Source organism: Citrobacter sp. Cpo221, assembly GCF_030332345.1.
GTDB lineage: Bacteria > Pseudomonadota > Gammaproteobacteria > Enterobacterales > Enterobacteriaceae > Citrobacter > Citrobacter portucalensis.
The window spans coordinates 23947-37828 of the sequence record NZ_JAOWIA010000052.1; the positions used below are offsets into that span (position 1 = coordinate 23947).

Genomic DNA, 13882 nt, shown 5'->3' on the forward strand with positions numbered 1-13882 from the left:
AAGATCCCAGAGGTATTGATTGGTGAGATTATTCGGTACGCACTTCGTACCTGTCTCTTGCACCAACCTGCGCGGATGCGCAGGTTTTTTTTCGGATTGTATTTACCAGTTACCTGTCGCGTCCATTCCCCAACTCGTATACTCTCCCACCATTGATGTTTATATAATTAATGGCACAGGGAGTTGAGATGCTATTTGGCTTTTTTCGTAATCTGTTTCGCGTGCTTTTCCGCGTTCGCGTCACGGGCGATGTCAGCGCGCTACAGGGAGAACGCGTTCTAATCACTCCCAACCATGTCTCATTTATAGACGGCATCCTGTTGGCGCTCTTTTTACCGATTCGTCCCGTCTTCGCTGTTTACACCTCTATCAGCCAGCAATGGTATATGCGCTGGCTAACTCCGCTGATTGATTTCGTACCGTTAGATCCAACCAAACCGATGTCGATTAAACATCTGGTTCGTCTGGTCGAACAGGGCCGTCCGGTGGTTATTTTCCCGGAAGGACGTATTTCGACGTCCGGTTCGTTAATGAAAATTTATGACGGCGCGGGGTTTGTCGCCGCAAAGTCTGGGGCGACGGTCGTTCCTGTGCGCATTGAAGGCGCGGAGCTTTCCCGCTTTAGCCGCCTGAAAGGTTTGGTTAAACAGCGATTCTTCCCGCGCATCCGCTTACACATCCTACCGCCGACACAACTGCCGATGCCGGAAGCACCGCGTGCTCGCGATCGCCGCAAAATCGCCGGAGAGATGCTGCATCAAATTATGATGGAAGCACGCATGGCGGTTCGTCCGCGTGAAACGCTATACGAGTCGCTGCTGGCGGCGAAATACCGTTTTGGCGCAGGCAAAAACTGCATTGAAGATGTTAACTTTACCCCGGACAGCTACCGCAAGCTGCTGACAAAGACGCTCTTTGTGGCCCGTATTCTGGAAAAATACAGTGTCGAAGGTGAAAAAATCGGCCTGATGCTGCCAAACGCGGGGATCAGCGCAGCGGTCATTTTTGGCGCCATTGCGCGCCGACGCATTCCGGCCATGATGAACTACACCGCGGGCTTGAAAGGATTAACCAGCGCCATTACTGCGTCTGAAATTAAAACAATCTTCACATCCCGACAGTTTCTCGATAAAGGCAAACTCTGGCATTTACCGGAACAGCTCACCCAGGTGCGTTGGGTTTATCTGGAAGACTTAAAAGCTGATGTGACCTTTAGCGATAAGCTATGGATTTTCTCACATCTGCTGGCACCTCATCTGGCGCAGGTGAAGCAGCAGCCTGAAGACGCTGCGGTGATCCTCTTTACCTCCGGTTCAGAAGGCCATCCGAAAGGTGTGGTCCACAGTCATAAAAGCATTCTGGCGAACGTTGAGCAGATTAAAACGATTGCCGATTTCACTGCCGATGACCGTTTTATGTCGGCGCTGCCGCTGTTCCACTCCTTTGGCCTGACGGTGGGATTATTCACGCCGCTACTGACTGGCGCAGAAGTGTTTCTTTATCCCAGCCCGCTGCATTACCGCATTGTGCCAGAGCTGGTATACGACCGGAACTGCACCGTGTTGTTTGGTACCTCAACGTTCCTCGGCAACTACGCGCGTTTTGCGCATCCGTACGATTTCCACCGCCTGCGCTATGTGGTGGCGGGAGCGGAAAAACTTCAGGACAGCACAAAGCAGCTGTGGCAGGAGAAATTTGGCCTGCGCGTTCTTGAAGGCTATGGCGTGACGGAATGTGCGCCGGTTGTGTCGATTAACGTACCAATGGCGGCAAAATCGGGAACGGTAGGGCGCATCTTGCCTGGTATGGATGCTCGACTGTTGGCTGTTCCGGGAATTGAGGACGGTGGGCGTTTACAGCTGAAAGGCCCTAATATTATGAGCGGCTATTTGCGCGTTGAAAAACCTGGCGTGCTGGAAGTGCCGACGGCAGAGAATGCGCAAGGTGAGATTGAGCGCGGCTGGTATGACACCGGAGACATCGTGCGCTTTGATGAAAACGGCTTTGTACAGATTCAGGGGCGCGCTAAGCGTTTCGCTAAAATTGCCGGAGAGATGGTTTCGCTGGAAATGGTTGAGCAACTTGCGTTGGCGGTATCTGCAGACAAAATGCACGCCACGGCGATCAAGAGTGATGCCAGCAAAGGTGAGGCGCTGGTGCTGTTCACTACCGATAGCGAACTTACGCGTGAAAAACTACAGCAGTATGCGCGGGCGCACGGCGTACCTGAACTCGCTGTACCGCGTGATATTCGCCACCTGAAGCAACTCCCATTACTCGGCAGCGGTAAGCCGGATTTTGTTACGCTGAAAAGCTGGGTCGATGAGCCGGAAAAACAACATGAGTGAGTCAGTGCACACTAACACTTCAATCTGGTCCAAAGGGATGATGTCCGTTATCGCCGCACAGTTTCTGTCGGCGTTTGGCGATAACGCGTTGCTGTTTGCTACGCTGGCGTTGCTGAAGGAGCAATTTTATCCGGACTGGAGTCAGCCGATCCTGCAAATGGTGTTTGTGGGCGCTTACATCCTTTTTGCCCCCTTTGTGGGACAGGTGGCGGATAGCTTTGCCAAAGGCAGAGTGATGATGTTCGCGAACGCTCTGAAATTGCTGGGCGCGGCGAGTATTTGCTTCGGCATTAATCCGTTTCTTGGGTATACGCTGGTGGGAATCGGCGCGGCGGCGTATTCACCAGCCAAGTATGGCATTCTCGGTGAACTGACTACCGGCGACAAACTGGTGAAGGCTAACGGCCTGATGGAAGCCTCCACCATTGCCGCGATTTTGCTCGGTTCTGTCGCCGGCGGCGTTCTGGCCGACTGGCACGTAATTGCCGCGCTTTCTGCCTGTGCCCTGGCCTATGCTGGCGCGGTGGTGGCTAACCTGTATATCCCGAAACTGGCCGCGGCTCGTCCTGGCCAGTCCTGGCATCTGGGGAAAATGACGCGCAGTTTCTTCTGTGCGGCTTCATCGTTGTGGCGCAACGGTGAAACACGCTTCTCGTTGGTGGGAACCAGCCTTTTTTGGGGCGCGGGCGTTACGCTGCGTTTTCTGCTGGTGCTGTGGGTTCCGGTGGCGCTCGGCATCACCGATAACGCCACGCCGACCTACCTCAATGCCATGGTAGCAATCGGGATTGTGGTTGGTGCGGGTGCGGCAGCGAAGCTGGTAACGCTGGAAACCGTGTCGCGCTGTATGCCTGCGGGGATCCTGATTGGCGTCGTGGTGCTGATTTTCTCTCTTCAACATTCGCTGCTTCCGGCCTACGCATTGCTGATGCTTATCGGCGTGTCGGGTGGCTTCTTTGTGGTGCCGCTGAATGCGTTGCTGCAGGAACGGGGTAAGAAAAGCGTCGGCGCAGGTAATGCGATTGCAGTGCAAAACCTGGGCGAAAACAGCGCGATGCTGCTGATGCTCGGTATTTACTCACTGGCGGTGCTGGTGGGGATCCCGGCTGTTGCGATTGGTATTGGATTTGGTGCGCTGTTTGCGCTGGCGATTGCGGCGCTGTGGATTTGGCAGCGCCGCCATTAGTCTGTTGTATGCTGATGCCGTATCAGGCCTACAGGGAAGTTGTCTGTAGGCCTGATAAGCGTAGCGCCATCAGGCGCTAACTGTTACGGTGCAGGATAGGTATACACCTGATGCACCGCTTCAATCTCTGCCAGTACTTCTTCGCTCAACTCCAGATGCAGACTTTCAACGTTGGTTTTTAGCTGCTCCATCGTCGTGGCGCCCAGCAAAGTGCTGGCGACAAACGGCTGACGACGCACGAATGCCAGCGCCATTTGCGCGGGATCCAGATTATGGCGTTTCGCGATATCCACATAGGCCGCAACGGCTTTCTGCGTCTGCTCGCCGCTGTAGCGCGTGAAACGGCTAAACAACGTATTGCGTGCACCGGCAGGTTTCGCGCCGTTCAGGTATTTCCCGGTTAACGTACCGAAGCCCAGGCAAGAGTAAGCCAGCAGCTCAACGCCTTCATACTGGCTCACTTCAGCCAGTCCAACCTCAAAGCTGCGGTTCAGCAGGCTGTAGGGGTTCTGGATGGTGGCGATGCGTGGCAGATCGTGTTTGTCCGCCAGGTGCAGATAGCGCATCACGCCAAACGCGGTTTCATTAGAAACGCCGATGTAGCGAATTTTCCCGGCGCGCTGAAACTCGGCCAGCGCGTCCAGGGTATCGAGAAGGGAAACGACCGGCGCGGAGTCTGTCCAGCTGTAGCCTAACTTACCAAAACAGTTGGTCGGGCGCTGCGGCCAGTGAACCTGATACAGATCCAGATAATCGGTTTTCAGTCTTTTCAGGCTGTCGTGCAGCGCTTCACGGATATTTTTACGGTCCAGCGCCTGATTCGGTCGAATGCCGCTGTCGTTGTTACGTGATGGTCCGCTGACCTTAGAAGCAACGATCAGCTTTTCGCGGCTGCCGTGTTTGGCGAGCCAGTTACCTACGTAGGTTTCGGTGAGACCCTGGGTTTCAGGACGCGGCGGTACCGGATACATCTCGGCAACGTCGATCAAATTAATGCCCTGTGCTACGGCATAATCGAGCTGTGCATGTGCGTCGGCTTCGCTGTTTTGTTCACCAAACGTCATTGTGCCCAGCCCCAGTGTACTGACTTCCAGCGAGCTGTGGGGTATACGGTGATATTGCATAGCCGTTTCCTTTTTATAATCACGACATAAGGATTATAAAAATGGCTGAGGGAAGAGAAAAAGGGAAGTAAAATTGTTAAGGCCAGCGCGCTGCTGACCTCAACCATCAGCGTTCAATGATTTGAGACACATCATCGCGGTTAATCTGCATCGCATTGCCCTGCTGGTCGTGATAGCTCACCAGACCGGTATCATCGTCAATTTCTGGTTTTCCATCGGTCAGGATCATTCGACCATCTTTTGTCGCCATTACATAATCGCTGCTGCATCCGGAAACGGCAAAAGCCAGTCCTACGGCGGAAATCAAAACTGCCCATTTTTTCATCTGCTTATCCTCACATGGCCTGCGTCTGACAATAGTTTAGTAATAACGCGAAGTTGTGCAGGGTGAAAGCAGTAAAATCTTAAACTGTGAGAAGGGGTAGGTGTGGCTGGCATTCGCTCCCCTTGCGGGGAGCGATGGATTTCATCAGAGCGGATTTTTTTTATTACGCCACAGGTTCAGGGTCTCTACCGCGATAGAGAAGAACATGGCGAAATAGATATATCCTTTCGGAACGTGGACGTCGAAACTTTCCAGAATCAGCGTAAAACCGACCAGAATCAGAAACGAGAGCGCCAGCATTTTTACCGAAGGGTGGCGATCGACAAACTCACCAATCGGGCGAGCAGCAAACATCATGACGCCTACGGCAATCACCACCGCCGCCATCATGATAAACAGATGATCGGACAAGCCTACCGCAGTAATCACGGAATCCAGACTGAAGATAATGTCTAACAACATGATCTGTACAATCGCACCCAGAAAAGAGGATACGCGAGTTTTCAGACCTTCTTCCTCACCTTCAATGGATTCGTGGATCTCTTTACTGGCTTTCCAGATCAGGAACAATCCCCCCAGCAGAAGGATCAGGTCGCGTGCTGATATCGCCTCGCCAAACAGCTCGAATAACGGGTTTGTCAGCCGCGTTACCCAGGCGATAGAAGCCAGCAGTGCCAGACGCATGATCATCGCCGCCGCCAGCCCAATACGTCGGGCATGATTGCGTTGCGCTGTCGGGAGTTTGGCTACAACCAGAGAAAGGAAAATAATATTGTCGATCCCAAGAACGATCTCCAGCAGCGTCAGCGTACCGAGCGCAAGCCAGGCGTTAGGATCGGTTATCCATGCAAATAACATCGAACAAAGTCCTGCCAAAAAAAAGAAGCGGTAATTATAGGCCCGTAACGCGGCGGGTGAAAGGCCGGACGGTGCCTATTGCGCCTGGAACAAGAAATGTCGCTCAAGCAATGCGCGGGTGAAGTTCTTTTTCAGGTAAAAGCCGCGTGGCAGGGTCAGGATGGGTTCGCCGTTGGCGCCAATGGCCTCGGTAAGCGCGCGGGCGTTGGCGGCTTTAGGACGCAGTTGCAGTACTTCCCCATGGCGAGCGGTGATGCGTTCGACATGACCTAACACAATCATGTCCATTAACTCTTCCCAGTCCAGACGCAATTGCCGGTCTTCTTCTTCATTCGGGCTCCACAGCAGGGGAGAGCCGACGCGGCGCTCAGCCAGAGGGATGCTGCGTTCGCCTTCTACCGGGATCCACAGAACACGTTTGAGTTTGTGCCGTACATGGCTGGTTTCCCAGGTGACGCCGGTATTGCCGGTTAACGGCGCCACACACACAAAGGTGGTTTCCAGCGGTCTGCCAAGACTGTCCACAGGGATCGTTTTCAGCTCCACGCCCAGCGCCGCAAAATCCTGCTCTGGTTTACTGCCCGCGCTGGCACCGAGCCAGATTTCCAGCAGGACGCCAATCCAGCCTTTATCGCGCTTAAGATCCTTCGGCGTAATGATTCCCGCCATTGCCGCTAATTCTCCTAACGCGTAGCCCGAAAGCTGCCGTGCCTGGCTCAGCAACTGGGCTTCAGATTCAGGGGGAGAAAGCAACGGACGGAGTTCTGGCATCGGGTTAACCCTTAGGTGAAAAAATGAGCAGTGATTTTATACCGTATGGACAGAGTTTATCTTTTTCCACATGCTTTATTCAATTCTATGATTTATATTGGTTTTTAGATTCACGTTCGCAGAGTTGCGCAACAGCGAAGCGGGTTTTCCAATTCTGGTCACTGACAATGAACAGGATCTTACACCATGTTATCCACAGAAAGATGGGATAACTGTGAAAAACCCCCACTACTGTTTCAATTTACAGCCTTGACGTGCGACGAAAATCGAATTTTCACACAAATTGTGCCTAACTTATTGGCATAATCTGTGGATAAAACCAACGCTGGTCGATCTTTCATCAGCGTGAAGATCGTATGCGTGATGCACATCACATTTCTGTGTGTTTATCTGCGTGGATCGGTTTTAACTTTATGAATGTATAAGAGTATTTTTGATATGTGACGAATGTCTTATTCGGACTGTTCTGGGTTTTCCCATAGTAATTCCGTACTTCTTCACAACTATATCCACAGAAAAGGTGAATAAAATCGCCTTGCTTGCCCTTCTTCTGTTTATAACTCGGCCTTTAACTGTGAGTTATTCAATTGTTATTAGAATATCGCACCCTTAACAGAGTGGTTTACCGCCCCTCAGGAGTGTGAAACAATCGTTTGTATATAAGGTTTATGTTGAGGTAGTCCGGTGATTGATGACGATGGCTACCGCCCGAATGTAGGGATAGTAATTTGTAACCGCCAGGGGCAGGTCATGTGGGCCCGGCGATTTGGTCAGCACTCCTGGCAATTCCCACAAGGTGGGATCAATGCAGGAGAGACAGCAGAGCAGGCGATGTACCGGGAACTCTTTGAAGAAGTGGGTCTCAGTCGTAAAGATGTACGGATCCTTGCTTCTACTCGTAACTGGTTGCGTTACAAGTTACCGAAACGTTTGGTGCGTTGGGACACGAAGCCGGTTTGTATCGGCCAGAAACAAAAATGGTTTCTTCTGCAATTGGTCAGTAGCGATGCTGAAATCAATATGCAAACCAGCAGTACACCTGAGTTCGACGGCTGGCGCTGGGTGAGTTACTGGTATCCGGTTCGACAGGTGGTGTCATTTAAACGCGATGTCTATCGCAGGGTGATGAAAGAATTCGCAAGTGTTGTCATGGCGCTTCAGGAGAGCACTCCTAAACCGCAAAGCGCACCTGCGTACAGACGTAAAAGAGGTTAAGCTACGCAAATTATGCTCACCCGCCTGCGCGAAATAGTCGAAAAGGTGGCCAGTGCTCCGCGTCTGAACGAAGCGCTGAATATACTGGTTACCGACATCTGTCTTGCGATGGATACCGAGGTCTGCTCGGTCTATCTGGCCGATCACGATCGACGTTGTTATTACCTCATGGCGACCCGGGGACTAAAAAAACCACGTGGTCGCACTGTCGCACTCGCGTTTGATGAAGGTATCGTTGGCCTGGTTGGCAGGCTGGCGGAACCTATCAACCTCGCCGATGCGCAAAAACATCCCAGCTTTAAATACATTCCTTCGGTAAAAGAAGAGCGTTTTCGTGCATTCTTAGGCGTACCGATCATTCAGCGTCGCCAGCTTTTAGGTGTGCTGGTGGTGCAGCAGCGTGAGCTGCGTCAGTACGATGAAAGTGAAGAGTCTTTCCTCGTCACGCTCGCCACGCAAATGGCGGCCATACTTTCGCAGTCGCAGCTAAACGCGCTGTTCGGTCAGTACCGTCAAACACGTATCCGTGCGCTGCCTGCCGCTCCCGGTGTGGCAATAGCCGAAGGTTGGCAGGATGCGACACTGCCGTTGATGGAACAGGTCTACCAGGCTTCAACGCTGGATCCAGTGCTTGAACGCGAGCGACTGACCGGTGCGCTGGAAGAGGCGGCGAACGAATTCCGCCGCTACAGCAAGCGTTTTACCGCTGGGGCGCAGAAAGAAACGGCGGCGATCTTTGATCTTTACTCGCACTTGCTTTCCGATACCCGTCTGCGCCGCGAGCTGTTTGCGGAAGTGGATAACGGTTCGGTGGCCGAGTGGGCGGTTAAAACGGTCATCGAAAAGTTTGCCGAACAGTTCGCCGCGCTGAGCGATAACTACCTCAAAGAGCGGGCCGGAGATTTACGCGCGCTGGGCCAGCGTCTGCTGTTCCACCTTGATGACTCTATCCAGGGGCCGAATGCCTGGCCGGAACGCTTTGTGCTGGTGGCGGATGAACTTTCAGCAACCACGCTGGCGGAGCTTCCTCAGGACCGGTTAGTTGGCGTGGTTGTCCGGGACGGCGCAGCCAACTCTCATGCGGCAATTATGGTGCGTGCGCTGGGTATCCCTACCGTTATGGGGGCCGATATCCAGCCGTCGGTGCTGCATCGCCGTACGCTGGTGGTGGACGGTTATCGCGGTGAACTGCTGGTCGATCCGGAACCGGTATTGATCCAGGAATACCAGCGTCTTATCAGTGAAGAAATTGAGCTGAGCCGCCTGGCGGAAGACGACGTCAACCAGCCAGCACAGCTGAAAAGCGGCGAGCGCGTGAAGGTGATGCTCAATGCGGGTCTCAGCCCGGAACATGAAGAAAAGCTGGGTAGCCGAATCGACGGCATTGGCCTCTATCGCACCGAAATCCCGTTCATGCTGCAAAGCGGATTTCCTTCGGAAGAAGAACAGGTTGCGCAGTATCAGGGGATGCTGCAAATGTTTAACGACAAGCCGGTGACCCTGCGTACGCTGGATGTCGGCGCCGATAAACAGCTGCCCTATATGCCGATCAGTGAAGAGAACCCGTGCCTTGGCTGGCGAGGGATCCGCATAACGCTCGATCAGCCGGAGATCTTTTTGATCCAGGTTCGCGCTATGCTGCGTGCGAATGCGGCAACCGGAAACCTGAGCATTTTGCTGCCGATGGTAACCAGCATCGATGAAGTGGACGAAGCGCGACGTTTGATTGAACGCGCCGGACGCGAAGTGGAGGAGATGATCGGTTACGAGATCCCGAAACCGCGCATTGGCATCATGTTGGAAGTTCCGTCGATGGTGTTCATGCTGCCGCATCTGACAAACCGGATAGACTTTATATCGGTCGGAACCAACGACCTTACCCAGTACATACTGGCCGTCGATCGTAACAACACACGGGTAGCCAGCATTTATGACAGCCTGCATCCGGGGATGTTGCGTGCGCTGGCGATGATTGCGCAGGAAGCCGAAAGAAGCGGTATCGATTTGCGCCTGTGTGGTGAAATGGCGGGCGACCCGATGTGCGTGGCTATTCTGATCGGTCTCGGTTTCCGTCATTTGTCGATGAACGGTCGTTCCGTCGCCCGCGTTAAATATCTGCTGCGTCATATCGATTTTGATGAGGCGCAAACGCTGGCGCAGCGCAGCCTGGAGGCACAGATGGCAACAGAAGTACGCCATCAGGTAGCGGCCTTCATGGAGCGTCGTGGCATGGGGGGCTTGATTCGCGGGGGATTGTAGGTCTGACAAGCGTAGCGCTATCAGGTATTACGGGGGATAGAGATTACCTATACAGATCTTTTACATCTTCCCGGCATCCGCTTCTAACCCCTTGTGCTATCATTCGCACCTTTGGAGCGCCTGCATTATGCAGGCGCGCTTATCAATTGCTGTCTGACTTCAGCGAAATAACAAGAACTTGTGGTGACAGATGACCAGTAGCTATCTGCATTTTCCGGATTTCGATCCGGTCATTTTCTCAATCGGACCCGTCGCGCTTCACTGGTACGGCTTAATGTATTTGGTGGGGTTTATTTTCGCGATGTGGCTGGCGACGCGCCGCGCGAATCGTCCGGGCAGTGGCTGGACCAAAAATGAAGTAGAAAACTTACTGTATGCGGGCTTCCTCGGGGTTTTCCTCGGTGGGCGTATTGGTTACGTACTGTTCTATAACTTCCCGTTATTCCTCGATAATCCCCTGTATCTGTTCCGCGTCTGGGACGGCGGTATGTCCTTCCACGGTGGACTTATCGGTGTGATCCTGGTGATGATTATCTTCGCCAAACGCACTAAGCGTTCGTTCTTCCAGGTTTCTGATTTCATTGCCCCGCTGATTCCGTTTGGCCTGGGTGCTGGGCGTCTGGGCAACTTTATCAACGGTGAGCTGTGGGGACGCGTTGACCCGAACTTCAAGTACGCCATGCTGTTCCCGGGCTCCCGTACCGAAGATATTTTACTGCTGCAAACTAACCCGCAATGGCAGTCTATTTTTGATACCTACGGCTCGCTGCCACGCCACGCCTCACAGCTTTATGAGATGGCGCTGGAAGGCGTTGTGCTGTTTATCATTCTGAACTTGTACATTCGCAAACCACGCCCGATGGGTTCGGTATCCGGTCTGTTCCTGATTGGTTATGGCGCGTTTCGTATTATTGTTGAATTCTTCCGCCAGCCGGATGCGCAGTTTACCGGCACCTGGGTACAGTACATCAGCATGGGGCAGATCCTCTCTATCCCGATGATTGTCGCAGGCATTATTATGATGGTTTGGGCGTACCGCCGCAGCCCACAGCAACACGTTTCCTGAGGAACCATGAAACAGTATTTAGAACTGATGCAAAAAGTGCTGGATGAAGGCACACAGAAAAACGACCGCACCGGAACCGGAACGCTTTCCATTTTTGGTCATCAGATGCGTTTTAATCTGCAGGAAGGGTTCCCGCTGGTTACGACTAAACGCTGCCATTTACGCTCGATCATTCATGAGTTGCTGTGGTTCTTGCAGGGCGATACTAACGTTGCCTACCTGCATGAAAACAACGTCTCAATCTGGGACGAATGGGCGGATGAAAATGGTAATTTAGGCCCGGTTTATGGCAAACAATGGCGCGCGTGGCCTACGCCAGATGGTCGCCATATCGACCAGATCACCACCGTGCTAAACCAGCTGAAAAATGATCCGGACTCTCGTCGCATCATCGTTTCCGCATGGAACGTCGGTGAGCTGGATAAAATGGCGCTGGCACCGTGCCATGCGTTCTTCCAGTTCTACGTGGCGGATGGCAAGCTCTCCTGCCAGCTGTATCAGCGTTCGTGCGATGTGTTCCTCGGCCTGCCGTTTAACATTGCCAGCTACGCTTTGCTGGTACACATGATGGCGCAGCAGTGCGATCTGGAAGTGGGTGATTTTGTCTGGACCGGCGGCGACACGCACCTGTACAGCAACCATATGGATCAAACGCATCTGCAGCTTAGCCGTGAACCTCGCGCGCTGCCGAAACTGGTTATCAAACGTAAGCCTGAATCAATCTTTGACTATCGCTTCGAAGACTTCGAAATTGAAGGCTACGATCCGCACCCGGGTATTAAAGCGCCGGTAGCTATCTAACCTGTTTCAGGCTGTCACAACCGACGCCCATGTGCGTCGGTTTTTTTTGTCTCAAATCGCGTTTTTCGGCGTGGATTCCTGAAATATTGCAACGGCCTGTAACGCGCTAAATATTCCCCATAGCTCGCCGTAGAAACCGAATTTCCCGCTCGTTATTCATTTTCCTCACGCCATACTGGCGACATGAAAAAACAACAAGGTTACACGCTTCTCGAAACTCTGATTGCGATGCTGATTGTCGCGGCGCTTGGTGCATCTGGGCTGTATGGTTGGCAGCGCTGGCAGCAACAGCAGCTGCTGTGGCAGACAGCCTGCCAGGTGCGGGACTACCTGCTGCAACTGCGTGAAGATGCTAACTGGCGTAACCGCGATCACGTGATAAGCGTGATTCGGGATGGCACATCATGGTGTTTTGTCAGCTCTGCGGCTTCGCAAACCACGTGTCGACCCGTTTCGTCTTTGGTTTTTACACCGCCCTGGGATGACGTCGAAATGGCAGAGATAACACCTTCACTGGCTTTTTTTGGACTGCGCAATACGGCATGGGCCGGACATATACGCCTGAAAAATACGGCAGGGGAATGGCGCGTGGTGGTGTCTGGCTGGGGACGAATCAGGCTTTGCGAGCGCGATGAGGCCAGATTATGTCAGTAAACGAACGGGGATTTTCACTGCTGGAGATGCTCATTGCCATGGCGATTAGCAGTATTTTATTGCTTAGCTCAGCGCGATTTTTACCGGCGCTACAGCGAGAGATTCTGCGTAACACCCGCCAGTTAGTACTGGAAGATGAAATATGGCAGCGGGTCTACACCGTGGCGAAGCATCTTCAGCGGGCGGGGTATTGCCGGGGAAACTGTGTCGGAGAGGGACTGGTGATATCGGCTAAGGGAGACTGTGTTATTGCCCGCTGGGATGCCAACAGCAATGGCGTTTGGGAAAGCAGTCCCGTGAAAGAGGCTGATACTATCGGGTTTCGTTCACAGGACAAGGTGTTGGAAACCCTGCGTGGAGCCACCGGCTGCACTGGCAAAGGATGGGAGAAAATGACCGATCCGGCCACGATGAAGATTGAGGCATTCCAGGTTGAAAGGCTGAATTTCAGCGGATATTCCCCGCTTCTTACGCTGCGTTTGCGTGGAGTGAGCAATGACCAACCACAAAAAGTTGTTGAAGCGATCTACAGCGTTACGGGATTCAACCTATGAACCGTGAGAGAGGCGTATCCTCTCTGACAATGGTCCTGTTGCTGCTGGTGCTCGGTAGTCTGCTGCTGCAAGGCGTTAGCAGACAGGAGGCCAGTTTTGCTGCGCGTGTGGTCACACAAAGTCAGGCGCTGCAGCGTCAGGCGGTAGTGCAATCCGCGATGGAATGGGGGCGTACGCAGCCCTGGCGCTTACAACCCGCCGTACAGTGTCGGCGCGTTCCCACGCAGGATGCCGCGGTTTGCCTGCGTCTGCTTACCAATAATTTTGTGCTGCTTATTGCCCACTATGAAGAGATATCGTTATGGCGTCAGGGGGCGGTTATTGATGGCAACATAGAATTCTCGGCGCGTGGCTGGAGCGATTTTTGTCCGCTAAAGGAGCAGACGTTATGCCAGATCCCCTGAACAGACAGCGTGGCTTTAGTCTGCCGGAAGTGATGCTGGCAATGGTACTAATGGTAATGATTGTGACCGCGTTGTCAGGATATCAGCGGGTGCTAATGAACAGCTTTATCATCAGAAACCAGTATCAGCAACTCTGGCGCCACGCCTGGCAGCAAACCCAGCTGTACCCGTTTTCATCGCCTGTGAACTGGCAGGTTAACCGAATGCAGACAACGAGAGCGGGATGTGTCAGCATCAACGTTATAATTTCTTCACCCCTCGGCAGGCAGGGTCAGATGACGCGTCTGCATTGCCCGAATCGTCAGTAGTCAGGAGTC

General features: G+C 53.1%; 14 protein-coding genes. 10 read left to right on the forward strand and 4 right to left on the reverse strand.

From position 1 onward, the window contains the following. The first annotated feature begins 188 nt into the window (after nt 1-188). On the forward strand, nt 189-2348 hold the full coding sequence (aas, locus tag OGY72_RS12095) for a bifunctional acyl-ACP--phospholipid O-acyltransferase/long-chain-fatty-acid--ACP ligase (RefSeq protein ID WP_286547798.1): 2160 nt from the start codon (nt 189-191) through the stop codon (nt 2346-2348). Then, the gene (gene lplT, locus OGY72_RS12100) at nt 2341-3534 is read left to right on the forward strand and encodes a lysophospholipid transporter LplT (RefSeq protein ID WP_008785713.1); all 1194 of its coding nucleotides are present in this window, start codon (nt 2341-2343) and stop codon (nt 3532-3534) included. Before aas ends, lplT begins: the two co-directional genes overlap by 8 nt. An 83-nt stretch (nt 3535-3617) precedes the next feature. Here the strand turns inward: lplT and OGY72_RS12105 are convergent, their stop codons facing one another. The 4 genes from OGY72_RS12105 to mutH form a co-directional block, all read right to left on the reverse strand. Beyond that, complete coding sequence (locus OGY72_RS12105; RefSeq protein WP_003825597.1) at nt 3618-4658, reverse strand: NADP(H)-dependent aldo-keto reductase; 1041 nt, start codon at nt 4656-4658, stop codon at nt 3618-3620. Nucleotides 4659-4764: 106 nt separating this feature from the next. Then, a complete protein-coding gene (ygdR, locus tag OGY72_RS12110) occupies nt 4765-4983 on the reverse strand; it encodes a lipoprotein YgdR (protein ID WP_000758660.1) in 219 nt (72 codons plus the stop codon). Between the two features lie 144 nt (nt 4984-5127). Beyond that, a complete protein-coding gene (locus tag OGY72_RS12115) occupies nt 5128-5841 on the reverse strand; it encodes a TerC family protein (RefSeq protein WP_003033961.1) in 714 nt (237 codons plus the stop codon). A 75-nt stretch (nt 5842-5916) separates the two neighbouring features. Next, the gene (gene mutH, locus OGY72_RS12120; RefSeq protein ID WP_003825600.1) at nt 5917-6612 is read right to left on the reverse strand and encodes a DNA mismatch repair endonuclease MutH; all 696 of its coding nucleotides are present in this window, start codon (nt 6610-6612) and stop codon (nt 5917-5919) included. Nucleotides 6613-7296: 684 nt separating this feature from the next. Between mutH and rppH the strand changes: the two genes are divergently transcribed. The 8 genes from rppH to OGY72_RS12160 all read left to right on the forward strand — a co-directional run bounded on the left by rppH (nt 7297) and on the right by OGY72_RS12160 (nt 13873). Further along, a complete protein-coding gene (gene rppH, locus OGY72_RS12125) occupies nt 7297-7827 on the forward strand; it encodes an RNA pyrophosphohydrolase (protein ID WP_003825602.1) in 531 nt (176 codons plus the stop codon). A gap of 12 nt (nt 7828-7839) precedes the next feature. Next, entirely contained in the window at nt 7840-10086 is a 2247-nt protein-coding gene (gene ptsP, locus OGY72_RS12130) for a phosphoenolpyruvate--protein phosphotransferase (protein ID WP_286547799.1), read from the forward strand. Between the two features lie 190 nt (nt 10087-10276). Continuing rightward, entirely contained in the window at nt 10277-11152 is an 876-nt protein-coding gene (gene lgt / locus OGY72_RS12135; RefSeq protein ID WP_003825606.1) for a prolipoprotein diacylglyceryl transferase, read from the forward strand. Between the two features lie 6 nt (nt 11153-11158). Next, complete coding sequence (gene thyA / locus OGY72_RS12140; RefSeq protein WP_003033990.1) at nt 11159-11953, forward strand: thymidylate synthase; 795 nt, start codon at nt 11159-11161, stop codon at nt 11951-11953. Between the two features lie 183 nt (nt 11954-12136). Then, nucleotides 12137-12607, forward strand: coding sequence for a prepilin peptidase-dependent protein (locus tag OGY72_RS12145; RefSeq protein WP_198579455.1), 471 nt, complete (start codon nt 12137-12139; stop codon nt 12605-12607). Then, complete coding sequence (locus OGY72_RS12150) at nt 12598-13161, forward strand: prepilin peptidase-dependent protein (RefSeq protein ID WP_198579456.1); 564 nt, start codon at nt 12598-12600, stop codon at nt 13159-13161. Before OGY72_RS12145 ends, OGY72_RS12150 begins: the two co-directional genes overlap by 10 nt. Next, entirely contained in the window at nt 13158-13565 is a 408-nt protein-coding gene (locus OGY72_RS12155; RefSeq protein ID WP_003825615.1) for a DUF2509 family protein, read from the forward strand. The genes OGY72_RS12150 and OGY72_RS12155 overlap by 4 nt, the downstream gene beginning before the upstream one ends. Beyond that, on the forward strand, nt 13550-13873 hold the full coding sequence (locus OGY72_RS12160) for a prepilin-type N-terminal cleavage/methylation domain-containing protein (RefSeq protein WP_003825617.1): 324 nt from the start codon (nt 13550-13552) through the stop codon (nt 13871-13873). Before OGY72_RS12155 ends, OGY72_RS12160 begins: the two co-directional genes overlap by 16 nt. The last annotated feature ends 9 nt before the right edge of the window (nt 13874-13882 follow it).